Raw genomic sequence first — 25,020 nt, forward strand, 5'->3', positions numbered from 1 at the left:
CGGGACGTGGGTGGCGCGGCCGCCGATCGACCTTCACGACGCGGGCGCCGCCGGTGGGCCGATGAGCAGCCGGATGCGGCCGGTGTCGTCCTGGCCCGGTCGGTCCTGCCCGGCGACGGCCAGCACCAGGCCCTCGGGGAGGGTGCCGCAGGCCACACCCGCCCGGCTGCCGGGCACGGGGCGCAACGGCAGCGACCCCGGCGGGTCCGGCCAGACGGTCGGCAGCACCAGCGGCTGCCGCAGGCCGCCGCCGCGCAGGCCGGTGCCGCGTGCCTTGCCGATGGCCTCCTTCTGGGTCCACAGCCAGAGGAACGCGTTGGTGTGCAGCGAGCCCGGCTGGTCGGTCAGCCAGTCGGCGTCGGCCGGCGCCATCCAGCGCCGAGCCAACGCCGCGCCGGGCAGCGCGCGTTCGCGCTCGACGTCCACCCCGACCGGAGTCACCGCGGAGACGGCCACCGCCACCACGCCGCGCCCGTGGCTGATGCTCGCGTGCAGCCCGCGCGCCGCGCCGGTGAGCCTCGGCCGGCCGGTCTGGTCCCGTGCCACGCCAACGTCGGCGGCCGGCACGCCGAGCAGGTCGGCAGCGGTGCCGACCAGATGCTCCGACGCCCGGCCCCTGGGGTCGCCGGTGATCGTCGCAATCCGCACCACGACCCATTCCATGGGAGGAGTCAAGCAATGTCAGATGAGGTTCGCCAGTCCATCGTCGATGCCCTGGCCCAGATGAACTACGACGTCGACGACGTCACCGGCGAGACGGTGCTCGGTCCCGCCGGGCTCGACCTGGAGTCGCTGGCCGTCGCCGAACTCGCCGTCCGCGTCGAGGACACCTTCGGCGTCAAGTTCACCGACGAGGAGTTGGAGAAGCTGGCCGACTACTCGCTCGACCGGTTCGCCGCGGAGGTGGCCGGGCGCGCGGAGCCGGCGCGGAGCGCCCCCGTCGCACCGGCCACCTCGGCGGAGTGACGGTGGGCGACAGCGATCGCCGCGACGAGATCCTGTCGATCCTCGCCGACGTGGGCTACCGGAGCGTCGACGCCTCGCGTGAGCGCATCGACTCGCTGGAGCTCGCCCGGCTGGTCTACGAGATAGAGCGGCGCTACGGCCTCGACCTCGACCTGGACGACGACGAGCTGGCGGCCATGTCCACGGTGACCGGTGCGGCGGAGATCCTCGGTCGTCTCACCCTGTCGGCCGCGGAGTCGGAGTGACCCGCTCGACTGTCGTGGTCACCGGACTGGGCCTCCTGACGGCCCACGGCCGCGGCCCCGCGCCGCTGCTGGCGGCGGTGCTGGCCGGAACGCCCGCGTTCGGCGAGGTCCGTCGCTTCGACCCGGGCCGCAGTCGGGTACGAGCGGCGGCCACCCTCGCCGACACCGGCGACCTGGCCACCGAGGTGATCGCCGTCGTGGCGGACGCCTGCGACGACGCCGGGTTGGCACACCGGCGCGCCGAGTGCCCGCTGTACTTCGCCACCGGCACGGGCACCAGCGTGGTGCGCGCCGGAGGAGCGGGCAACGGGCCGGCCGAGCTGGCCGCCACCGTGGCCCGGCGAAGCGGCCTCGGCGGCGTCGCGCGGGTCTACACGTCAGCGTGTGTGGCGGGCAGCACCGCGCTGGCCGAGGCCGCCTCCATGATCGCCCGGGGTCGGTGCGAGCGGGCCGTGGTCGCCGGGGGCTTTCTCGTCGACGCCGACCACCAGGCCCTCTTCGACGCCGGTCGGGCCCTGGCCGACGACGGCGCCGTCCGCCCGTTCAGCAACGGCCGGCGCGGCATGCTGCTGGGCGACGCGGTCGTCGCCGTGGTGCTGGAGTCGGCGGCCGCCGTCCAGGGGCGGGGCGGTCGGGTGCGGTCCCGGCTGGCCGGGTGGGCCCGGGCCGGCGACGCCTACCACGTCTGCCAGCCCGATCCGGGCGGCGCCGGGATGGCCTCGGCCATCCGCGCCGGCCTGGCCCGGGCCGGGGTGACGCCGGAGGAGTTGGCGTACGTCAACGCCAACGGCACCGGCACGACACGTGCCGACGCGGCCGAGAGCAGCGCGTTGCGCGTCGGCCTCGGCGCGTCGGCCGAGTCGGTGGCGGTGAGCTCGACCAAGTCCGTGCACGGGCACGCCCTGGAGGCGTCCGGTCTGCTGGAGTTCGCGGTCACCGCGCTGGCTCTCGACGCCGGCCGGTTGCCGGTCAACGCCGGCTTCACCGAGGCGGACCCGCAGTGCCCGGTACGGGTGGTGCGCGAGCCCGGCCCGATGGTCGGCCGGTACGCCCTGAGCTGCAACTTCGCGTTCGGTGGCGCCAACACCGCTCTGGTGCTGGGGGCGGTGTGACAGACCTCGACACCGCTTCAGACGCGGTCCGTGAGCTGGCCCGCGCGGCGTGGCCCGAGCCCGGCGACGCCGGCCGGCCACCCGCGGTCCGCGGGTTCGTCGCCTCGCCGTTCCCTCCGCTCGTCGTGGCCGTCGCCGGCCGCTGCCTGCGACGGCGCGCCGGCGCGGGTGCCCACGGGCCGACCGCCATCGTCCTGGTCAGCGCGTACGCCGACCAGGCCACCGCGGCGGCCATCGCCGGGGAGGTGGACGGGGGCCGGCGGGTGTCGCCGATGTACTTCTTCCAATCCGTGCCGAACTCGGTCCTCGGCCACGTCGCCACCGAGTGGGCCCTGACCGGACCGGTCGTGTCGCTCAGCCCGAGCGGCGATCCCTTCGGCGAGGGCCGGGCGGTGGCGGAGGGCCTGTTCGCCGACGGGGACGCGGCGGAGGCGCTGGTGATCGTCGTCGAGCACGACACCGACCCGGCCCAGCCCACCGGCGCGACGGCCCTCTTGCTCACGCCGGACCACGTGATGACCAGGCCGCCGACCGGCGGCGGACAAGGCGGTTGACATGACCGGATCGACCCGACCCTCGGCCACCATCACCGGTATGGGGCTGGTGACGCCCGTCGGGCGGGGGGTGGCGGACTTCTTCGCGGCGATCTGCGACGGGCGCTCCGGGCTGGTGCGCCCGCCCGAGGGGCACGGCGCGGCCGCCGCCACGGAGGTGGTCGGGATCGCCCCGGACATCGACCCCACCACCGTGCTGCCGCCCAACGAGGTGCTGGCCGCCGACCGGTTCCTGATCATGGGTCTGGCCGCCGCCGACGACGCGATGCGTGATGCCGGCCTGGAGGTCGGCCGCGACGTCGACCCACTGCGGGTCGCCGTGGTCGTCTCCAGTGGCGCGGGTGGTCTCACCACCTACGAAGCGCAGGCCAAGGCCCGCGAGGAGCGCGGGCGCACCGCCGTGAGCGCGTACCTCTATCCGGGTTTCCTCCCCAACATGGCCGCCGCGCGCATCGCCATCAGGTACGGCATCCAGGGCTACAGCTCGTGCATCGCGACCGCCTGCGCGGCCAGCGCGCACGCCGTGGCGGAGGCGCTGCGACTCATCCGGGCCGGCGACGCGGACGTGGTCGTGTGCGGCGGGGCGGAGTCGCCGCTCGGACCGACCGGCACCGCCGGCTTCGCCAACGCGCGGGCGCTCGCGACCGGCTGGTCCGACCCGACGCAGGCGAGCCGCCCGTTCGACCGGCGACGCAACGGCTTCGTGCTCGGCGAGGGCGCCGGGATCTTGATCGTCGAGCGCGCCGACCACGCGGACGCGCGCGGGGTCGCCGGCTACGCCGACATCATCGGGTGGGGCGCCACCACCGACGCCTTCCACCCCACGTCGCCGCGGGCGGACGGCGCCGGCGCCGCGCAGAGCATGCGCCGGGCGGTCGCCGACGCCGGCGTCGCGCCCACCGACGTCGACTACATCAACGCCCACGGGACGAGCACCAAGCGGGGGGACCTGGCCGAGACCCGCGCCGTCCACACCGCATTCGGCACGCACGCCCCGGCGGTCAGCTCCACCAAGGGCGTGACCGGGCACCTGCTGGGCAGCGCCGGAGCCGTCGAGGCGGCGGCGACGGCCCTGGCGGTCACCTACGGGATGCTGCCGCCGACCCACAACCTGGACGATCCGGACCCGGCCTGCGACCTCGACCACGTGCGGGGTAAGGCGCGTCCGGTCCGACCCCGCGCGGTCCTGTCCAACTCCTTCGCGTTCGGCGGACACAACGTCAGCCTGATGTTCGGCCCGCCCTCCACGGCGCGGGTCCGGGAGTCGGGACCGGCGGCGGCGGTCACCACCACGGATCAACGATGAGAGGAGCGCGATGACAACGACGGAATTCACGCTGACCGACGAGGAGCGGGCCGCGCTGCCCACCGACGAGGACGTCCGGTCGTACGCCGAGCGGGGCTGGTACCTCAGCCAGAAGCTGCTCACCGACGACGAGGTGGACACGCTCGTCGAGGCCAGCGAGCGGTTCTACGCGGGTCGCCGCGACCGGCGGTTGCCCCGGCGGCCGGCGAAGCTGGCCTACTGGGAGCCGGAACACGGCGACGTGCAGCGACACAACGACTACGTGCACTACGAGAGCGACGAGGTCGCCGCGATCCTGCGCAAGCCGATCATCGGCGCGGTCGCGGCGCGGCTGGCGGAGGCGGCCGAGATCCGGGTGTTCCAGAGCACCTTGATCCTCAAGCCGCCGAGCCCCGGCGAGCCGACCAACATCGTGCCCTGGCACTTCGACCGTCACTACTGGCAGACCTGCACCTCCGAGCGGATGCTGACCGCCTTCATCCCGATGCACGAGTGCACCGAGGAGATGGGCACGATCACGATGGTCGACGGCAGCCACACCTGGAAGGAGGTCGGCGGCGACGACAAGACCACGAGGCACTTCGCCGAGCGCGACCGTTCCGAGCTGGAGGATCTGCTCGTCAGCAACGCCGAGTACAACGGCGTGCAGGTCAACAAGATCCCGATGCACATTCCCAAGGGCCACATGAGCTTCCACCACTGCCGTACGTACCACGGCAGCGGGGCCAACCGGAGTCCGCGTCCCCGGCGCGCCATCTCCCTGCACCTGCAGGACGGCGACAACCGCTACCGGCGGTTCCACCGCTCCGACGGCGACCTCGTCGTCTACAACCACGATTCCCTGGTACGCCGTGACGAGGCGGGTCTGCCCGACTACGCCGACCCGCAGTTCTGCCCGGTTCTCTGGCGCTCCTCGACCCCCCAGAGCGAGACGGCGTGACCGTTGGCACGCCCCGGCCCGTGGCAGTCGCACGGGACCGGGGCGACAGCCGGCGCGATCCGCTGCTGTGGCCCGAGGAGTGCCTCTTCGCGGTGGCCCTCACCCTCGTCGCCGGGCTCGCCCTCGTCACCGGCGCGGTCTCCTGGGCGCTGATCGCCGCGTCGGCCGTGCTGGCCGGCGCGCTGATCGCCGGGATCGCCCTGTCGCGCCGCAGGCGTACCGCCGCGTCCGGCGCGGCGGCACCGACGGGCGGTCCGGCGAGGCTGGCCAGGTTCGTCGGCGGGGTGGCCAGGACGGCGGTGCCGTTCCTGGCCTGCCTGGTGATCTACTCGAGTCTGCGCGACATCACCCCGGAACTCGACTTCCCCCTCGTCGATCCCGCGTTGATCGAGTTCGACCGCGCGGTCTTCGGCGGCGACGTGAGCCGTTGGCTCAACGACACCATCGGGTCACCCGCGCTGACGCTGTTCATGGCGATCTGTTACCTGAGCTACGGCCTGTCCCAGGGTGCGTACGCCATTTTTTCGTACGTGCGCGGCCATGTGCGGGAGTACCACGACTTCGCGCTCGCGATCTCGATCACCGCGGTCGTCGGCTACTCCGGCTACGTGCTGGTGCCGGGGGTGGGTCCGCACATCTACCAGACCGACGTCTACGCCGACCCGCTCCCCGGCCACGAGGGATCGATCGGCGGCGCGCTGGACACCATCACCGCCGTCCAGGGGCCGGCGCGGGATCTCTTTCCCAGCCTGCACACCGCCATGACGGTGGTGCTGATGGTCTACCTGTGGCGCGATGCCCGTCGCCTGTTCTGGTGGTACCTGCCGATCGGCCTGGGGCTGCTGCTGTCCACGTTGTACCTGCGCAAGCACTACGCCGTCGACCTGCTGGCCGGGGCGGCTCTCGCGGTGCTGGCCGTGGTGGTCGCCGGGCGGGTCAACCGCTGGTGGTACCGGCCCCGGATCGACCCACCCGCCGAAGCAGCTCGGTCATTCGCGCCGTGACCACGTCGACGACCTGCGGATGGTCGAGGATGAAGTGCCCGCCGTCCACGACGGTCAGGTCGAAGCGATCCGCCGTCTCCTGCTGCCAGGCCAGCGCGCCCGCCGCGTCGGCCATCCGATCGTGGCGGCCCACCAGGGCGGCGATCGGACACCCCAACGCCGCCCGGGGTGGGCGGGCGTAGGTCTCCGCCAGCCGCAGGTCGGTCCGCAACACCGGCAGGGCGAGCCGCATCAGCGCCGGTTCGGTGAGAACCTCGGCCGGGGTGCCGCCGAGACGTCCCAGCGACTCGATCAGCCGGTCGTCGTCCAACGCGTGCAGGGGGCGGTGGGCGAGACCGGCGGTGGGTCCGTTGCGTCCCGCGACGATCACCAGCTCGGGGCCCGGGCCGGTGCGCGCCAGCGTCGCCGCCACCTCGTACGCCAGCAGCGCGCCGAAGCTCTGCCCGGCCAGGACGTACGGCCCCGACAGGCGGTCGCGCACCGCGTCGCACGCGGCGGTCACCAGCCGGGGCCAGTCGTCGATGGCCGGCTCCTGCCGGCGGGTGCCGTGGCCGGGCAGCTCCACCGGCTCGACGACCACTCGGGTCGGCAGCCACCGCCTCCACCTGGTGAAATGCGACGCCGAGCCACCGGCGGCCGGAAAGCCGAACACCGTCAACGACGGGGGGCCTGAACGGCCGTTCTCCCGTGTTTCCTCGGCAACCAGGACGTGATCTATCAGCATTGACATCTCGCTTCTCGTCCGATGTACTTCAACGTACAGGGAAATCATCAGGCGGGGAATGGCCGCTGCAGTTCACCGAACGGATGCGCGTGGGGGGTGCCGTGGGGATGCGCCGCGACCGTCGCTCAGCCTCCAGGGCAGGTGCCACCGACATCGCGGTGGTAGGCGTCGGTTGCCGGTTCCCCGGGGGAGTGGACGGCCTCGACTCGCTGTGGCGCGTCCTGGACGAGGGGCGCGACGTCACCGGTCGTGTACCGGCCGGGCGGCCCGGCGCCGCCTCGCTCGAAACGGTCGGCACCGGCGGGTTCCTGCCCGACATCGACCTGTTCGACGCCGAGTTCTTCGGTGTCTCGCCCCACGAGGCGCGCGAGATGGACCCGCAGCAGCGGCTTCTGCTGACGCTCGCCTGGCGTGCCATGGAGCACAGCGGCGTGCCGCTGTCCGCCTGGGAGGGCAGCAACACCGGGGTCTACTTCGGCATCCTGGCGATGGACTACGCCGTCCTGCACGCCCGCACCCTCGGCGTCGACCACGTGGGCGCGCACTACGCCAGCGGCAAGGAGTTCAGTTTCGGGTCCGGCCGGGTGGCGTACACGTTCGGTCTGAACGGGCCGTGCATGACCCTGACCGCCGCCTGCGCCTCGTCGCTGCTGGCGGTGCACCTCGCCGCGCGTGCCCTGGCGGCGGGCGACTGCGACACCGCGCTGGCCGGTGGGGTCAACCTGATGGTCGGTCCGGAGCTGACCCTCTACATGCGACGTATCCAGGCGCTGTCACCGCAGGGGCTCTGCCGCCCGTTCGACGCGGACGCCGACGGCGTGGTGCGCGGCGAGGGCGGCGCGGTCGTCGTCCTCAAGAGGTACGCGGACGCCGTCGCCGACGGCGACCGGATCTGGGGCGTGATCAAGGGAAGCGCGACGAACCACGACGGCCGCAGCGCCGGCCTGACGGCGCCCAACGCCCTGGCTCAGGAGCAGTTGCTGCGCGACGCGCTCCGCGACGCCGACGTGTCGCCGGCCGACATCGCGTACGTCGAGGCCCACAGCACCGGCACGCCGCTGGGTGACCCGATCGAGCTCAGCGCGTTGGCAGCGGTCTTCGGTCCCGAACGTGCGCCGGAGCGCCCGTTGCTCGTCGGCTCGCACAAGGCCAACTTCGGTCACCTCGACTCCGCCGCCGGTATCCTCGGCCTGCTCAAAGGCCTGCTGGTCGCGCGTACCGGGGTGGTGCCGCCGCAGATCAAGCTGGCGCAGCCGACCCCACGGTTCGGCTGGTCCGGTTCCGGGTTGGCGGTCCCCACCACCCGTACGGCGTTGCCCCACGCACCTCACCGCCTCACCGGCGTCAGCGCGTTCGGTCTGTCCGGCAGCAACGTGCACGTCGTGCTCGCCGCGCCCGGAGAGGACCGCGCCGCGCAGCCGTCGCCGCCCGTGTCGTGGCCGGTGCTGGTGCTGTCCGGCCCCTCCGAGTCGGCCCTGGCCGACCAGGTCACCCGGCACGCGGCTCTGCTCGACGACCTCACGACGGCGGAGCCCGACCAGCTCGGCGACCTGTTGTTCAGCACCGGCGCCCGGCGCAGTCACCACACGCACCGGCTCGCCGTCACCGGCGCGAGCGCCGCCGACCTGCGCGGCGCGTTGGCCGGTCACCAGGCCGGCGAGCGGTCCGCCAGCGCGGTCAGCGGCGAACTGCTGCACGACGGTCCGGCGTACGTGGTGCAGGTGTTCTCCGGCCAGGGCTCGCAGTACCCCGGCATGGGTCTCGACCTCTACCGCGCCGACCCGACGATGCGCGCCACGCTCGACGAGTGCGACGCGTTGACCCGGCGGATAGCCGGGTGGTCGCTGCTGGACGAGCTGGGTCGCCGCACCGGCAGCCGGTTGTCCGAGACCCGGTTCGCCCAACCGGCGATCTTCGCGATCCAGATCGGGCTCTCCCGACTCTGGGCCCGGTGGGGTGTTCCGCCGGACTCGGTCGTCGGTCACAGCATGGGGGAGGTTGCCGCGGCCTGCGCGGCCGGCGCGCTGCCGCTGGAGGACGCGCTGCGGGTCATCGTGCTGCGGGGAGAGCTGTTGCAGCCGGCGTCCGGCAGCGGACGGATGGCCGCCATCGCGCTCTCCGCCGACGAGGTCACCGCCGCCATCGAGAGGTACGCCGAGGTGGTGATCGCCGCGGTCAACGGGCCTCGCTCGGTCGTGGTCGCCGGCCCGGCGGCCGCCGTGGACCGGCTGCTGGCCGACCTGACCGCCGCCGGGGTGCGGTGCGTGCCGCTGGCCGGCGACTACGCGTTCCACAGCCCGGCGGTCTCGGCGTACGGCGACGAGTTGGAGCGCCGACTCGACGGGCTGACCATCGCCGAGCCGCGCGTGCCGATGCTGTCGAGCGTCGACCCGACCGGCGTCGTACCGGAGTTCGGGCCGGCCTACTGGGGCCGTAACGTGCGCGAACCCGTGCTGTTCTGGCCGGCGATCGACCGGCTGCTGTCCCGGCGGCCGGCGGTCTTCGTGGAGCTGGGTCCGCATCCGGTCCTGACCGGGCCGCTGGCGGCGTCACTCGCGGCCCGCTCCCGTCGTGGCGCGGCTATCGGCAGCCTGGTTCGGGGCCGTCCGCCGGTGGAGACCCTGACCCGGGCCCTCGCCGAGGCGTACACCGCCGGCGTCGCGGTGGACTGGGCGGCGGTGTACGGCGAGGGTCGGCGCTATCTGCCGCTGCCGCCGGTCCGGCTCTCCGAGGAGCGGTACTGGCTGCCGACCCCCGAGTCCGTCGCCTCGCCGTCGGCGCAGGCGGTGCGAGGAGGCGCCGTCGGCTCCGCGCAGGGTGCCCCTGGCGTCGCCGGCGTGGCGCTGGGCGAGCTGCGGGCCGAGGTACGCCTCATCGCGCCGGACGGCACCGTCGTACAGACGCTGGCCGGGGTCGGTGTGCCGACGGCCCCCGCCCTCAACGGCGGCGGTGGCCAGGGTGGCGAGGCTGTCGGCGGTGCGGCGGCCAACGGCGCGACTGCCGGCGGTACGGGTGCCGCGGGTGTCGGCGGTGGCGGGAGCGGCATCGGCGGCCGCGCAGCCACCAACGGGGCCGGCACCCGCGCTCGCACTCCCGGGGAGCGGGAGCGGATGGCCGCCCTGGTCAACGATGCCGTCGCCGAGGCCCTCGGGTACGAGCCCGGCCGCCGTCTGGCGCGCGGGCGCGGCTTCTTCGAGCTGGGCATGGACTCGCTCGCCCTGGTCGCGCTCGTCAGCCGGCTCGAACGTGAGCTGGGCACCGTCCTCGGGGCTGCCGTCGGCATCGAGCACCCGACCATCGACGCCCTCACCGACCACCTCGTCGCCGAGGCACTCCCGGCCGGGCCGCCACCTCCCGCCGAATCGACAGAGCCGCCCCGCCCGGCTGAGCCATCGCCGATCGCCCCGGCGGCGGCCGTTCCGGTCGCGCCGGTCGTCCGTGGGCCGGCCGAGCCGGTGGCCATCGTGGGCATCGGTTGCCGGCTGCCGCGGGCCGACGGTCCCGAGCAGTTCTGGCGGCTGCTGTCCGACGGGGTCGACGCCACCGGCGACGTGCCGGCGGACCGGTGGGACGCCGAGGCGCTGCTCGGTGCCGGGCCCGGTGCCCCCGGCACCGTGGTCACCCGTCGTGGCGGCTTCCTGGACCGGGTCGACCTGTTCGACAACGCGTTCTTCCGGATCTCGGCCCGGGAGGCCCGGGCCATGGACCCGCAGCAGCGCCTCTTCCTGGAGGTGGCCTGGGAAGCGCTCGAGGACGCCGGGATCACGCGCGAGCACCGGCGATCCGCCCGGGTCGGCGTCTTCGTCGGCATGAACACCACCGACTACCAGCAACTGCTCACCCGGCGAGCCCGGGACGTCGACCTCTACTACGGCACGGGCAACTCCTTCAGCGGCACGGCCGGCCGGTTGTCGTACTTCCTGGACGTCCGCGGCCCCAGCCTGGCGATCGACACGGCCTGCTCGTCGTCGCTGGTCGCGGTGCACCTGGCCGTGCAGAGCCTGCGTGCCGGTGAGGCCGACGTCGCGCTCGCCGGCGGGGTGAACGTGATGGTCCGGCCCACCGTGCACCTGGCCATGTCGGCCGCGGGCGCGCTGTCGACCGACGGTCGCTGCAAGACGTTCGACGCCAGCGCCGACGGCTACGGGCGCGGTGAGGGCGCCGGCGTGGTGGTGCTCAAGACACTCGCGCAGGCCGAGCGCGACGGCGACCGGGTCTACGCCGTGATCCGGGGCAGCGCGGTCAACCACAACGGCGCGAGCGGCGGCCTGACCGTGCCCGGCGGCGAGGCACAGGAGGAGCTGATCCGCACGGCGCTCGCCGCCGGCGGCGTCGCCGCGTCGGACGTGGACTACCTGGAGGCGCACGGCACCGGCACGGTGCTCGGCGACGCCGTGGAGCTGCGGGCGATGGCGCGTGCGCTCGGCGGCGGGCGGCAGCCGGACCGGCCGCTGCTGGTCGGGTCCGTCAAGACCAACATCGGCCACCTGGAGGCGGCCGCCGGTATCGCCGGGCTGATCAAGACCGCGCTGGCGCTGCGACACGGCGAACTGCCCGCGCACCTGCACGTCACTCGTCCCACTCCGCAGGTGGACTGGGCGCGGCTGCCGGTGCGGATCACCACCTCCACGACGGCGTGGCCGACCACCGGCGGGCGACCCCGGGTCGCCGGGGTGAGCGCGTTCGGATTCACCGGGACCAACGCCCACGTGGTGCTCAGCGGGCCAGCCACCCCGGCGTCGCAGAACGGGCACCGGACAGCGGGCGTCGCCGCGTCCTCCACGGCCGGCGCGATCATTTCCGGCCGGGCTCACCTCCTGGTCCTGTCGGCCGCCGGAGACGGCGCCCTGGCCGCCGCGCGGGAGAGCTTCGCCGACGTGCTGTCCGCGCGGGCCGGCGGGGACATCGGCGACATCTGCCACGCCGCGGCGACCCGCCGCGCTCACCTGGAGCACCGGCTGGCGGTGGTCGGTCGCGGGATCGCCGACCTCGCCGCCGGGCTGTCCGGAAGCGACGGCGCGCACCAGGGCGCGGCGTCTGACGAGGCCGAGCGGCTGGTCCTCGTGTACGGGGACCGGGCGCCGGTCGACTGGCGGACCCTCGATCGCGACGAGCCCGCCTTCCGGGCCACCTTGGACGCGCTGGACGACAGCGGCGCGCTGCGTACGGCGCTGACCGCCGGCGACGCGGATCGGGGCGCGCCGGCCGCCGTGCTGGCCGTCCAACTCGCGCTCACCGCCGTCTGGGAGGCGTACGGGGTACGGCCCGACGCGGTCGTCGGACGTGGCGTCGGTGAGCTGGCGGCGGCGTGCGCGGCGGGTGCGCTCGACCGGGCGCGGGCGATCGGCGCGGCGCTCGACGGTACGACCGTCACCGTGGCGGCACCCACCGACACGTCCTCGGCGCCCGTGCTGTGGCTGGCCTCGGCCGGCGGGCCGGTGTCCGGGCCGCACCCGGTGCCCGCGCGGTCACCGGCGTCGGGCTGGGACGCGCTGGCCGCGTCGCTCGCGGCGGCGGGGGAGCGGGTGTGGCTCGCGATCGACGGCGGGCCGGACGCCGCGGCCGTCGCCGCGGGTGGGGAGGCGAGCCTCCTGGCGGTCGGGGCGGATCTGGGCCGTCCGGAGGGATTCCTCGACGTCGTCGCCCAGCTCCACGTGGTCGGTGTCGGCATCCACTGGGAGCGGCTGTTCGGCCGCCGCCCGTACCGGGCGGTGCTGCCGCGCTACCCGTGGCAGCGACGCCGGCACTGGGCGGACACGCCGGACCCGGCGACCGGTTCGACACCCGTCGCGGAGCGGTCGGCCTCCGCGACCACGACGCCGGCCGTCACGACCACTCCGGCTCTCACCGCCGCCACCCTGCCCGACGGCGTCCGGGACCGCTGCGCCGCGCGTACGTTCACCGTCCGCTGGCGTCGCGTCCTGCCGCCCGCCCCGAAGGCGGCGGCCGGGCGGTGGCTCGTCGTCCCGCTCACGAGCGCGTCCGTCGAGGCGGGTCAGCGGGTGGCCGACGGTCTGCGGCTCGCCGGCGTCGAGGTGACCTGGCGGCCACCGTCCGCCGGCTCCGGCCGCGACGACGACCGGGGCGGTAGGCCGACCGGCGGTGTGGGGGAGGGCGACCTGCCACCGTGGGTCGATGTTCCGCCGGACCACGGAATCGTGCTGGTCGCGGCGGCCGCACCCGGCAGCGTGCCGGTCGAGGTCCTGGTAGCGGGTGTCGTGCGGGCAGCCCGTCAGCTTCGCGCCGGACTCGACGTGCCGCCCGGGCGGTTGCGCGTCGTCACCGCCGGGGCGTACCAGCCGACCGGTGCCGGCGAGGCGGACCCGGCGCAGGCGGCGGTGTGGGCGGCCGGGCGGGTACTCGCCATGGAGGCCGCGCCCGGGTGGGGCGGTCTGGTCGACATCGACCCGCGCCTGCTCGGCACCGCGCCGCGTCAGGCGGGCGGCGACCCGGTCCAGGCGGGCGGCGACCCGGGTCAGCAGGACGCCGGCTGGACTCCCGCCGACGCTGCCGGGCTCGCCGGTGCGCTGACGGCGCCGCGCGGGCCGGCTACCGATCCGGCCGAGGACGAGCTGCTCCTGCGTGAAGGAGCCTGGTACGCCGGACGGTTGTCCACGGCGGACCCGCTGCCGACCGCGCTGCCCGAGCTCGACTGTGATCCGGACGCCTGGTACCTGGTGACCGACGCGCTGCACCCGGCCAGCCGACCGTTCGTGGACGTGCTCGTACGCCGTGGCCTGCGTCGGCTGATCGTCGGGGAAGCCACCCCGTCCGACGCCACCCCGTCCGACGGCGCGTCCCCGGGGAACGTACGGCTCGCCGAGCTGGCAGCGGCGGGCGTGCAGGTGCGACGGATCGACCTCACGGCGGCGGACCGCGGGGCGGACGAACGATCGGCGGCAGAACGCGCGGCGGATCTCGCGGCCGTCCTGACGCCGGACGCGTTGGGCGCCCCGCTCGGTGGCGTGCTGCTGGTCGGCATGCCCGCGCCGGCCGCCCCGCTCGACACCCTCGACGAGGGCGTGGTGTCGTCGGCCCTGCGCTGGGCTGAGGTCGTACACCGGCTGGACCTGGCGACCCGTGACCTCGCGCCGCCGCTGTTCTGCGTGACCGGCGCGGCGGCCGCGGTCTGGGGGGCCGCCGGGATGGCCGCGCGGGCCGCCGCCGAGGGCGCGGTCGACGCGGTGACCACGGCGCGGGAGCAGGCCGGTCTACCCGTGCAGGTGGTGCGGTTCATGCCCGTCGACGATCCGGCCGAGCTGTCCCGCCGGGATCGGATGGTGATGGTCGACAGCGGCCTGCGGCCGCTGACCGGCGCGGAGGTGGGCGAGGCCTTCGAGGTGGCGCTCCGGGCGGGTCTGACCCAGGTCACGGTGGCGGACGTGGACGCGCCCCGGTACGCGCGGGTGTGCCGGGAGCGGGCCGACCGCGCGTTCCTGGCCGAGGTGGGCGTCGAGTCGGTGGCGGGCGACGGCCGATCGCAGGAGGCCGGGCCGCCGGTCGCGCCGCTGGCCGCCGTCGTGCTGGCGCTGCCGGCCGAGCAGCGGGCCGAGCGCCTGTTGGAGGCGGTGCTCGACGCGGTGGCCGAGGTGCTGGGCGAGGCGTCCGGGGTAGACGTGCTGGCCCACCAGGGCTTCTTCGACCTCGGCATGGACTCGGTGATGTCGTTGAGCCTGCGCGGCTGGCTGGAGCGCGCGCTGGGAGTGGACCTGCCGGCGACGCTCACGTTCGAGTTCCCCAACGCGGCGGCGCTCACCGACCACCTGCTGACGCTGCTCGATCCGGCCGCCGCTCCGGCCCGGTCGAGCACGCCCGCCACCACGGCGACCACGGCGACCGGCCGGCCGGCCACCACGGCGACCGGAGTGCCCGACGACGCCGACGACGACCTGGCGGCGATGTCCGAGGACGAGCTGATCGCGCGGCTGTCGGCCGCGCTCGCGGAGGGGGGCTGAGATGTCGACGACCGCTTCGCGTACACCGGACAGCCGCCGGCTCATGGCCGACGCGCTGCGCACCATCGAGGACCTGCGCCGCCGCCTGGCCGACAGCCGTGACGGCTGGTTGGACGAACCCATCGCCATCGTCGGGATGGCCTGCCGGTTCCCCGGCGGCGCGCACTCGCCGGAGGAGTTCTGGACCCTGCTGCGCAACGGGGTGGACACGACCTCGGAGTTCCCGGCGGAGCGCGCCGACGCCCGCGCGTACCTCGACCCGGACCCGGAGGCGCCGGGCAAGGCGTACACGATCCGGGGGGCCTTCCTCGACCAGGTCGACCGGTTCGAGCCGGAGGCGTTCGGGATCTCCCCACGCGAGGCGCTGGGCATGGACCCGCAGCACCGCATCGCGCTGGAGATCTGCTGGGAAGGGCTGGAGCGCGCCGGCTACGCGCCGGACCGGCTCGACGGCTCACGCACCGGCGTCTACTTCGGACTGAGCACGACCGACTACGTACGCGCCCGGCAGAGCGCCGGCGACATCGACGACGTCGACTTCTACCAGCTCACCGGCGAGCCCAGCTTCCTGGCCGGCCGCATCTCGTACCTGCTCGGCCTTCGGGGGCCGAGCAAGGTCGTCGACACCTCCTGCTCGTCGTCGCTGGTCGCGCTGCACGAGGCGTGCCAGGCGCTGCGGCTGCGAGAGTGCGACCTGGCGCTGGCGGGCGGGGTGAACCTGCTGCTGTCCCCGTACGGCTTCGTGATGATGAGCAAGTTCCGCGGGCTGTCCGCCGACGGGCGGTGCAAGACCTTCGACGCGTCGGCCGACGGCTACGCCCGCGGCGAGGGCGCCGGTGTCGTGGTGCTCAAGCGGCTCTCCGCCGCGCTGGCCGACAACGACCCCATCGTCGCGGTCGTCCGTGGCTCGGCGGTCAACCACGACGGTCGCTCCAGCGGCCTCACCGTGCCGAACCCGCTCGCGCAGCAGGACGTGGTCGGCGCGGCCATGAGCCAGGCCGGCGTCGGGCCGGACGGCGTGGACTACGTCGAGGCGCACGGGACGGGCACCTCGCTTGGCGATCCCATCGAGCTGCGTTCGCTGGAAGCCGTCATCGGTCGGCACCGCCGCCCCGACGACCCGCTGCTGGTGGGCTCGGTGAAGACGAACATCGGGCACCTGGAGCCGGCCGCCGGCATGGCCGGCCTGTTCAAGGTCGTGCTCGCCATGTCGAACGGCGAGATCCCACCGCACCTGCACCTGAGCGAGCCCAACCCGAACCTGGACTGGTCCGGCCTGCACGTGCGGGTGCCGGTGACCTGCACGCCGTGGCCGGATCGGGGCCATCCGCGCACCGGCGGGGTGAGCAGCTTCGGGGCGAGCGGGACGAACGCGCACGTCGTGCTGGCGGCGCCGCCGGCCGGTGCCGTTCGGGCCGGTGCTGAGCCGCCGTACGGGTTGTTCCTGGCCTCGGCGCGTACCGAGGAGGCGCTGCGTGAGACGGCCGAGCGGCACGCGCGGTGGCTGCGCGGGCCGCACGCGGTGTCCCTCGCCGACGCCTGCTACACGACGCACGTCGGCCGGGCGGTCCAGACGCACGGCCTCGCGGTCACCGCCGCCGACACCGACGAGCTGGCGGACGTCCTGTCGGCGTACGCGCAGGGCCGCCACCCGCGCGGGCTGACGGTCGCCGCGCTGCCCCGCCGCCGCGATCGCAAGGTCGCCTGGCTGTTCACCGGCCAGGGCGCCCAGTACCCGGGCATGGCCCGGGGGCTGTTGGGAAACTCCGCCTTCCGCGCGGCCTTCGAGGAGGCCGCGGCGCTCTTCGACAGCGAGCTGCCCCGCCGGTTGGCGGACGTGCTGTGGGCCGACGGTCCAACGCCGCTCGACGACACCCGGTACACGCAGCCGGCGCTGTTCGCGGTCGAGTACGCCCTCGCCCAGATGTGGCTCTCCTGGGGCCTGCGACCGTCCGCGGTGGCCGGTCACAGCGTCGGCGAGCTGGTCGCCGCCTGCGTCGCCGGTGTGCTGGACCTGCCCGCCGCCGCGACGCTGGTGGCCGCACGGGCGCGGTTGATGGCCGAGCTGCCGGCGGGCGGCGCGATGGCCGCCGCGGGCTGCGCGGAGGAGGTCGCCGTCGCGGCCATCGACGGGTACGCGGACACGGTCGCCGTCGCCGCGGTCAACGGGCCGGGCGACGTCACGATCTCGGGTCACGCGGCGCATCTGGCCACCGTCCTGGAACGGCTGGCGACCGACGGCGTCCGCACCCGGCGGCTGGCCGTGTCGCACGCGTTCCACTCGCCGCTGATCCGACCCATGCTGGAGCCGTTCCGGTCGGTGCTGGCCGGGCTGTCGTTCCGCCCGCCGCGCATCCCGTTGGCGTCGAACGTCACCGGCCGACTGCTCGGCGCGGACGACCTCGGTCCGGACTACTGGCTGCGGCACGCGGCCGGCGCGGTCCGTTTCCGTGACGGGGTGCGCGCGCTGCACGACGCGGGCGTACGCACCTTCGTGGAACTCGGGCCCGCGCCCGTGCTGACGGCCCTCGCGGCCCGCTCGCTCGCCGGCGAGCCGGATTGCGCGTTCGTGCCCACCCTGCGGCGGGGCGGTGAGGACCTGCGTGAGGTGCTCGGCGCGGTCGGCAGCGTGAGCCTGCGGGGTGCACGCCCCGACTGGCGGGCCTTCCACGAGGGCGAGGACGTGCGCGCGGTACCGCTGCCGACGACACCGTGGCGCGGCGCGCACTACTGGTTCCGCGAGGTCGGGCCGGTCGCCCCGCCGGCGTCCGCGCCGGTCGCCGCCGAGGAGACCGGGGCCGCCGCCGTGGTCGGCGACATCCCGGGCGTCGGCCGCCGCCTGCCCGGGCCCGTGCCGGCGTACGAGGTGACGCCCGAGGCGCTGCCCGGCGAGTCGCCGGGTCTCGGCGCGGTGCTGGACGTGGCGGTCCGGGCCGCCACGGACTGCCTCGGTGGCGGGTGGCGGTGCGCCGAGGATCTGCGTGTCCACGCGATGGTCCCGACCGGCGACCGGGGTCAGCTGCGGCTCACGGTCACGGCGCGGGACGACGGCTCGGCCGACTGGGAGCTGGTCGGGGCCACCGCGGCCCGCGAGGCGCTGGCCGCGCCGTGGATCCGCCACGCCAGCGGGGTGCTGCGGCGCCGGTGGCCGGCCGAGCGCCCGTACCCCGACGAGGCCACCGTCGTCGAGACCGCGCCGGAGATCCCGGTGCCGGACGGCGCGGGCTGGCACGAGCTGCTCGACGCCGCGCAGGTCGTGGTGACGGCGGCGGGTGCGGTCGATCCGGACGTCAGGTCGACACTGGCCGGTTGCGGCGCGCTCGGTGGCACGCCCGCGACGTCGAGTGACGTCGTGCCCCCGGGCGGCGTACGGGCGGTGCGGGTCCGCGTCGGGTCCCTGCGGGCGGTCGGCGACACGCTGACCGGCACCGTCGACCTGCTCGACGCCGGCGGCGTCCCGATCGGGTACGCGCAGGACGTGACCGTCGCGCCGGTGCCCGCGCCGGCGCACTGGGAGGACCCGGCCGACCTGCTCTACGAGCAGACCTGGGTGCCCCTGCCGGGGCCGTCCCCGCAGCCGCCGGCCGACCTGGCCGGACGGAGCTACCTGCTGGTGGCCGATCCGACGGGATCGGATGCCGCGCTGGTGACCGGGCTGGCCGCGCTGCTGCGGGAGCGCGATGCCGCCGTGACGGTGGCGGCGCCGCCGGTGGTGGGCCAGGGGCCGGACTGCCGCCCTGACTTCGAAGCCGTCCAGGAGCTGGTCGCCACCTGGTCCGCCGGCCCGGGTCGTCCCCGGCTCGCGGTGGTCCTGACCGGGCTTGACGCGCCCGCGTCCAAGGACTGCGACGCCGCGAGCCTTCAGGAGTACGCCGGTCGCGCGGACCTGACGACCCTCGCCCTCCTGCGCGCGATGCTCGACGACCCGGGGTGCGCCGACGCCCGGCTCAGCCTCGTCACCCGCGCCGCCCTGCGGGTGAGCACGGAGACCGCCGTCCCGGACGCGGCCGCCCCGGTCGCCGGCACGCTGTGGGGCCTGGGCCGGGTGCTGGCGCTGGAACACGCGGACCGGTGGGGCGGCGCGATCGACCTGGACCCGCAGCGCCGACCCGGCGAGGACCTGATGCTGCTGGCCGCGTTGACCACGGGCGGGCTGGTCCCCGGCGACCCGTCCGACGTCGGCCCGGCCGACGCACAGGACGGCTACGACGACCAGCAGGCGCTGCGCGCCGACCATCGGTACGCGCTGCGCCTGACCCCCGCGCCACCACTGCCACCCGAGGCGCTGCGCCGTCGGCCGCCGGTCCACGACGAGGCCACGTACCTGATCACCGGGGCGTTCGGCGGAATCGGCCTGACCGTCGCCGAATGGCTGGCCCGCGCCGGCGCCGGCCGTCTGGTGCTGCTCGCCCGCACCCCGCTGCCCGAGCGGGACGGTTGGGCGGACGCGACCGGGGAGGCCGCGCGGCGGATCGACGCGGTGCGGCGGCTGGAGCGGTTGGGGACCACCGTCGACGTGGTCGCCGCCGACGTGGTCGACGAGGCGGCGATGACCGACGTGTTCGCCGCGTTGGCGGGCGATCCCCGGCCGCTGCGCGGTGTCGTCCACGCGGCCGGCGTGTCCGAGCCCGAGTTCGCCCGTACGGCCACCGACGCGGCGTACCGGCGGGTGTGGCGACCGAAGGTGATCGGCGGCTGGCTGCTGCACCAGCTCACGCGCGGCGTGGAGCTGGACTTCTTCGTCGGCTTCTCGTCGATCGCCGCGACCTGGGGCTCGCAGCACCTGGCCAGCTACGCGGCCGGCAACGCGTTCCTCGACGCGCTGGCGGGGCACCGCGACGCCGCCGGCCTGCCGGCCCTGTCCGTCGCGTGGGGCCCGTGGGACCTGCCCTCCGCTCTCTTCGGCGAGGAGGTGATGGCGTTCCTGAAGGCCACCGGGTTGCGGCCGTTGCCGGCCGAGCAGAGCATCCGGTTGCTCACGGCGCTCGCGGCCGGCGACGCCACGCAACGGGTGGTGTGCGCGGTCGACTGGTCGGTGTTCAAGCCGGTCATGCAGGCCCGCACGGAGCGGCCGATGCTGCGCGGCATCACCGCCGACGAACCGGCCGCGGACGACGTCGCGGAGGCGCCGCTGCTGGCCGGCCTGCGCGCCGAGCGCGACCCGCGCCGGGTGCGGGCGGCGCTCGGCGCGTACGCGGTCGAGTTGGCGACGGACGTCCTGGGCGCCGGCTCGGGGGCCCTCGACGAGGAGAGCGACGTGCTGGCCAGCGGCATGGACTCGCTCATGGTCATGGACGCCGTCCGGCGTTGCCGGCGGGATCTCGGCCTCACCGTGCGCGCCGGTGACCTGCTCACCCTCGCCACCCCGGCACAGTGGGCCGACCTGTTCGCCGGGCTGCTGACCGACCGGTCCGTCGACGGGTCCGCCGACGACGGCGTCCCGTCCGCCGGGGACCAGGGCGGCGGCGACCTGGCGGATGACCGGGCCAGTGACCCGGCGTGGATCGCCGGCGATGTGACTCTCGCGCCGGACATCCGGGTGGTCGGCCAACCGCCGGCCCGGGTGCGCGACCCCCGGCACGTCCTGCTGACCGGCGCGACCGGCTTCGTGGGCGGCTACCTGCTGCACACCCTGCTCGAATCGACCACGGCCCGGGTCTGGTGCCTGGTGCGGTGTGCCGACGAGGAGACCGGCCTGCGGCGGCTGCTGGACAACATGGAGCGTTACCTCCCCCTGCCGGCCACCGCCGTCGACCGGATCACGGTGCTGCCCGGTGACCTGGCCCGACCCGGGTTGGGCCTGTCCGCCGAGCGGTACGACGAACTCGCCGACCTGCTGGACGGCATCTACCACTGCGGCGCCCGGGTGCACTTCGGTTACAACTACCAGCAGCTCCGGCCGGACAACGTCACGGGCACCGAGGAGATCCTGCGGTTGGCCGCGCGTGGGCGGCCGACCGCGGTCCACCACGTCTCGACGTACGGCATCTGGGGCCTTCCGGCCCCCGGCCGCGACGTCGTCGGCGAGGACGACGACATCGCCTCGGCCGGTCGGCTGGTGACCGGATACGTGCAGACCAAGTGGGCCGCGGAGCGGCTGGTCGAGCTGGCCCGCGCGCGCGGCGTGCCGGCCGACATCTACCGGCCGGGCCGGGTGCTGGGCGACTCGCGTACCGGCGCGAGCCTGACCACCCACTTCACCACCCGGGTCATGAAGGGCTGTGTGCAGCTCGGATTGGCGCCGGACATCGACATCAAGGTGGAGATGACGCCCGTCGACTACGTGGCGGGCGCCCTGGTGCACATCTCCCGGTACGGCCCGGCTCTGGGTGGCACGTACCACCTGGTGAGCCCGTACAAGGCACTCTTCGCGGACGTGGTGCGCGCGCTGCGTCGGCACGGCTTCGCGGTCGAGGTCGTACCTGTCGAGGAGTGGTGGCAGGCGCTCAAGGCGACCTACGCCGTCGGCACGAACGAACTGCACCCGGTCATGCCGGTGGTCCAGGAGTTCGTGGTCGGCGGCGAGGAGGCCGTCCACTACGGCGTCGACAACACCGAGGAACAACTGCGGGGCACCGACGTCCGGTGCCCGCCGTTGGACGACGACCTACTCGACATCTACCTGCGCTGGATGGTGCGGACCGGCTACCTGCCCGCTCCCACAGCGGCCGATGAAGGAGCTTGAACGACATGACTGATCATCCGCGCAGTACGCCGGAGTACGACGTCGCGATCATCGGGTCCGGCCTGTCCGGCACCATGCTGGCCGCCTGCCTGGCCCGCAACGGCGCCAAGGTGCTGATCGTCGACGGCACGACCCATCCGCGGTTCGCCATCGGCGAGTCGACCATTCCGGCGACGTCGATGATGATGCGGCTGGTCAGTGAGCGGTACGGGGTTCCCGAGATCAAGTGGCTGTCCACCTTCGAGGGCGTCCAGTCCAAGATCAATACGACGTCCGGGGTCAAGCGCAACTTCGGGTTCGTCTACCACCGGCCGGGGGAGCGCCAGGACCCGCGCGAGACCCACATGTTCCCGATTCCCAAGGTCACCCACACCGAGAGCCACTTCTACCGCCAGGACATCGACAACTGGATGCTCACGGTGGCCGCCAAGTACGGCACCACGGTCCGCCAGCAGGTGCGGATCACCGGCGTGGAGATCGACGACGACGGCGCGACGCTGAAGCACACCGGCGGCCACTTCCGGGCCAAGTTCGTGGTCGACGCCAGCGGCTTCCGCTCGGTGCTGGCCGAGCAGTTCGGCCTGCGGGAGGAGCCGACCCGGTTCCGACACCAGTCGCGGTCGCTGTTCACCCACATGGTCGGCATCCGGCCGTACGACGAACTGGCCCCCAAGTCCCGGTACGGGCACCCCAGCCCCTGGCACGACGGCACGCTGCACCACCTGTTCCGGGGCGGCTGGATGTGGGTGATCCCGTTCGACAACCACCTGCGGGGCACCAACGACCTGTGCAGCGTCGGCCTGCAACTCGACCCACGGATCCACCCGGTGCCGGACTGCACCCCGGAGGAGGAGTTCCGCCGGTTCATCGCGCAGTACCCGGACATCGAGCCGCAGTTCGCCGAGGCCCGATCGGTGCGGGACTGGACCCGCACCGGCCGGCTGCAGTACTCGTCGCGGCAGACCGTCGGCTACCGGTGGTGCCTGACCTCGCACGCGGCCGGCTTCCTGGACCCGCTGTTCTCCCGAGGGCTGTCGAACTCACTGGAGACGATGCACGCGCTGGTGCACCGGCTGCTTTCCGCGATCGAGGACGACGACTTCTCGGTCGAGCGGTTCGAGTACATGCAGGAGTTCGAGCAGGGTCTGCTGGACTTCAACGACGACCTGGTCGCCAATGCGTACACGTCGTTCGGTGACTGGCGGCTGTGGGACGCCTGGTTCCGGATCTGGTCGCTCGGGCAGTTCATCGCCACCTTCGAGGTGAACCGGGCGTACGCCCGTTTCCTGGACACCCGCGACCCGGCGGTGCTGGCCCCGCTGGAGCGGCCGTGGTGGCGGGGACGGGTCATCCCGCAGGACTCGCCGTACGGCGCGGTCATGGTCCTGTTGCAGCAGGTCAACGACATGACCCGAGCCGTGCAGGAGGGGCGGGCCGACTCCGGTGAGACGGCCGCCGAGCTGCTGCGGCTGCTGCGTGAGGCGGACTTCGTGCCGCCCGCGTGGGGCCTGGCCGACCCGGACAACCAGTGGACCGACGCCAACTTCTTCGAGATCGGCAAGACCCTGCGCTGGGCCCGCAAGAAGGCGCCGAAGGCCGTCGGCGACCTCACGTACGACGGCCTGACCCTCTTCATGAAGAAGCGCTTCTCGCCCGGCGAGTTCGCCGTCGGCGAGGAACTCAAGCATCTCCTCGCGCGCTGGCCCGTGGTCGGCAAGCGACTCCGCGTCCCGACGCCGAAGTGAATCCAATGGATAAGGAGTCCATGATGGAAGGTGCGGCCGCGCACAACGGGATGTTCGACGTGGTGGTGATCGGCTCCGGGCTGGCGGGCTCCACCCTGGCCGCGTGCCTGGCCGCCAACGGCGCGCACACGCTGGTGATCGACGCCGGCACGCACCCCCGCTTCGCCGTCGGCGAGTCGACCATCCCGTACACGTCGATGGCGATGCGGCTGATCAGCGAGCGGTACGGCGTGCCGGAGATCAAATACCTGAGCACCTTCGAGTCGGTGTACGCGCACATCAACACCACCGGCGGGGTGAAGAGGAACTTCGGCTTCGTCTACCAGCGGCCGGGTGAGAAGCAGCAGCCCGAAGAGTCCAACATGTTCCAGATCCCGAAGATCCTGAACACCGAGAACCACTTCTTCCGGCAGGACATCGACAACTTCATGCTCACGGTGGCGGCGAAGTACGGCGCCGTGATCCGGCAGCAGACGCGCATCGCGGGCGTGCAGGTCGACGACGACGGCGTGACGCTCGACGTCGGCCCCGGCGCGCCCGTGCGGGCCCGCTACCTGGTGGACGCGAGCGGCTTCCGCTCGGCGCTGGCCGAGCAGTTCGACCTGCGGGAGGAGCCGACCCGGCTGGAACACCACTCGCGGTCTCTGTTCACGCACATGGTCGGCGTGCGGCCGTTCGACGACTTCGCCCCGCGCGGCACGTACGGCAACCCGACCCGCTGGCACGAGGGGACGCTGCACCACATCTTCGAGGGCGGCTGGATGTGGGTGATCCCGTTCGACAACCACCCCCGGTCCACCAATGACCTGTGCAGCGTCGGCGTGCAGTTCGACCCGCGCAGGTACCCGGTGCCGGACTGCTCGCCGGAGGAGGAGTTCCGCCAGTTCCTCGACCGGTACCCGGGCATCGCGCAGCAGTTCACCCACGCCACCCCGGTGCGCGAGTGGGTGCGCACGGGTCGCCTGCAGTACTCGCCGAAGAAGACGGTGGGCTACCGCTGGTGCCTCATGTCGCACGCGGCGGGCTTCGTCGACGCGCTGTTCTCGCGTGGCCTGTCGAACACCATGGAAATCATCAACGCGCTGACCCAGCGGCTGCTGGACGCGCTCAAGGACGACGACTTCGCCGTCGAGCGGTTCGAGTACGTGCAGGAGCTCGAGCAGGGTCAGCTCGACTTCAACGACGATCTGGTCAACAACGCGTACATCGCGTTCCGGGACTGGGACCTGTGGGATGCCTGGTTCCGGGTGTGGGCGCTGACCCAGATCCTCTCCACCTTCGAGATCAACCGCGGCTACGCGCTCTACTCCAAGACCCGTGACCCCGCCGTGCTACGGCGGATGGAACGGCCCTGGTGGCGGGTGGAGCTGCGCGAGTTCGACCGGTCGAAGGTCGACGACCCGGACCACGCCGAGGTGCTCGAGTTCCTGGCCGGCGTCAGCCGGATGATGCGCGCCGTCGACGCGGGGGAGGCGGAGCCGAAGGACGTCGCCAAGCAGATCCGTGACCAGCTCGCCAGCGCGCGGTTCGTGCCGCCGGCGTTCGGCCTGGCCGACCCGGCGATCCGGATCACCGGCGCTTCCCCGGCCAAGGTGCTCGGCACCCTGCGCTGGGCGAAGCGGGACGCGCCGCCGGCGATCGGTGAGCTCACCTACGAGGGTCTGACCCTCTTCATGCGCAAGCGCTTCGCCCGGGGCGAGTTCGAGCCGGTCGAGGAGATCAAGCAGAAACTCGCTGGCTGGCCGGTGCTCGGCTCCCGGCTGCGCGTCCCCGAGCCGAAGTAA

The 25,020-nt window shown here is 73.9% G+C and carries 13 protein-coding genes; 11 read left to right on the forward strand and 2 right to left on the reverse strand.

Going from position 1 to position 25,020, the window contains the following annotated elements; translation table 11 throughout:
• Positions 1 to 33 precede the first annotated feature (33 nt).
• The gene (locus tag ACIA3K_RS20900; protein WP_396803027.1) at positions 34 to 663 is read right to left on the reverse strand and encodes a 4'-phosphopantetheinyl transferase family protein; all 630 of its coding nucleotides are present in this window, start codon (positions 661 to 663) and stop codon (positions 34 to 36) included.
• Positions 664 to 678: 15 nt separating this feature from the next.
• Between ACIA3K_RS20900 and ACIA3K_RS20905 the strand changes: the two genes are divergently transcribed.
• From ACIA3K_RS20905 to ACIA3K_RS20935, 7 genes are read left to right on the forward strand one after another with little or no spacing between them, the layout of a single operon-like run.
• The gene (locus ACIA3K_RS20905) at positions 679 to 966 is read left to right on the forward strand and encodes an acyl carrier protein (protein ID WP_396803028.1); all 288 of its coding nucleotides are present in this window, start codon (positions 679 to 681) and stop codon (positions 964 to 966) included.
• 2 nt (positions 967 to 968) lie between these two features.
• On the forward strand, positions 969 to 1,211 hold the full coding sequence (locus tag ACIA3K_RS20910) for a hypothetical protein (RefSeq protein WP_396803029.1): 243 nt from the start codon (positions 969 to 971) through the stop codon (positions 1,209 to 1,211).
• Positions 1,208 to 2,323, forward strand: a complete 1,116-nt coding sequence (locus ACIA3K_RS20915) for a beta-ketoacyl-[acyl-carrier-protein] synthase family protein (protein ID WP_396803030.1) — start codon at positions 1,208 to 1,210, stop codon at positions 2,321 to 2,323. The genes ACIA3K_RS20910 and ACIA3K_RS20915 overlap by 4 nt, the downstream gene beginning before the upstream one ends.
• Positions 2,320 to 2,877: a beta-ketoacyl synthase chain length factor gene (locus ACIA3K_RS20920; RefSeq protein ID WP_396803032.1), complete on the forward strand. Its 558-nt coding sequence runs from the start codon at positions 2,320 to 2,322 to the stop codon at positions 2,875 to 2,877. The genes ACIA3K_RS20915 and ACIA3K_RS20920 overlap by 4 nt, the downstream gene beginning before the upstream one ends.
• A 1-nt stretch (position 2,878) precedes the next feature.
• Complete coding sequence (locus tag ACIA3K_RS20925; RefSeq protein ID WP_396803033.1) at positions 2,879 to 4,183, forward strand: beta-ketoacyl-[acyl-carrier-protein] synthase family protein; 1,305 nt, start codon at positions 2,879 to 2,881, stop codon at positions 4,181 to 4,183.
• Positions 4,184 to 4,193: 10 nt separating this feature from the next.
• On the forward strand, positions 4,194 to 5,123 hold the full coding sequence (locus ACIA3K_RS20930; protein ID WP_396803034.1) for a phytanoyl-CoA dioxygenase family protein: 930 nt from the start codon (positions 4,194 to 4,196) through the stop codon (positions 5,121 to 5,123).
• Between the two features lie 20 nt (positions 5,124 to 5,143).
• Positions 5,144 to 6,127, forward strand: coding sequence for a phosphatase PAP2 family protein (locus ACIA3K_RS20935; RefSeq protein ID WP_396803035.1), 984 nt, complete (start codon positions 5,144 to 5,146; stop codon positions 6,125 to 6,127).
• On the opposite strand, the gene ACIA3K_RS20940 is transcribed toward ACIA3K_RS20935, so the two are convergent.
• Positions 6,060 to 6,857 carry a thioesterase II family protein gene (locus tag ACIA3K_RS20940; RefSeq protein WP_396803036.1) on the reverse strand — a complete coding sequence of 266 codons (798 nt, stop codon included), beginning with the start codon at positions 6,855 to 6,857 and terminating at the stop codon, positions 6,060 to 6,062. The two genes, ACIA3K_RS20935 and ACIA3K_RS20940, sit on opposite strands and share 68 nt — an antisense overlap.
• Positions 6,858 to 6,958: 101 nt before the next feature.
• Between ACIA3K_RS20940 and ACIA3K_RS20945 the strand changes: the two genes are divergently transcribed.
• From ACIA3K_RS20945 to ACIA3K_RS20960, 4 genes are read left to right on the forward strand one after another with little or no spacing between them, the layout of a single operon-like run.
• Entirely contained in the window at positions 6,959 to 14,806 is a 7,848-nt protein-coding gene (locus ACIA3K_RS20945) for a type I polyketide synthase (RefSeq protein WP_396803037.1), read from the forward strand.
• A gap of 1 nt (position 14,807) precedes the next feature.
• Positions 14,808 to 21,491 carry a thioester reductase domain-containing protein gene (locus tag ACIA3K_RS20950; protein ID WP_396803038.1) on the forward strand — a complete coding sequence of 2,228 codons (6,684 nt, stop codon included), beginning with the start codon at positions 14,808 to 14,810 and terminating at the stop codon, positions 21,489 to 21,491.
• A 5-nt stretch (positions 21,492 to 21,496) separates the two neighbouring features.
• A complete protein-coding gene (locus ACIA3K_RS20955) occupies positions 21,497 to 23,236 on the forward strand; it encodes an NAD(P)/FAD-dependent oxidoreductase (RefSeq protein ID WP_396803039.1) in 1,740 nt (579 codons plus the stop codon).
• Between the two features lie 23 nt (positions 23,237 to 23,259).
• Positions 23,260 to 25,020, forward strand: coding sequence for an NAD(P)/FAD-dependent oxidoreductase (locus tag ACIA3K_RS20960; RefSeq protein WP_396803040.1), 1,761 nt, complete (start codon positions 23,260 to 23,262; stop codon positions 25,018 to 25,020).

This window comes from Micromonospora sp. NPDC051543, assembly GCF_044454415.1.
Classification (GTDB): domain Bacteria; phylum Actinomycetota; class Actinomycetes; order Mycobacteriales; family Micromonosporaceae; genus Micromonospora.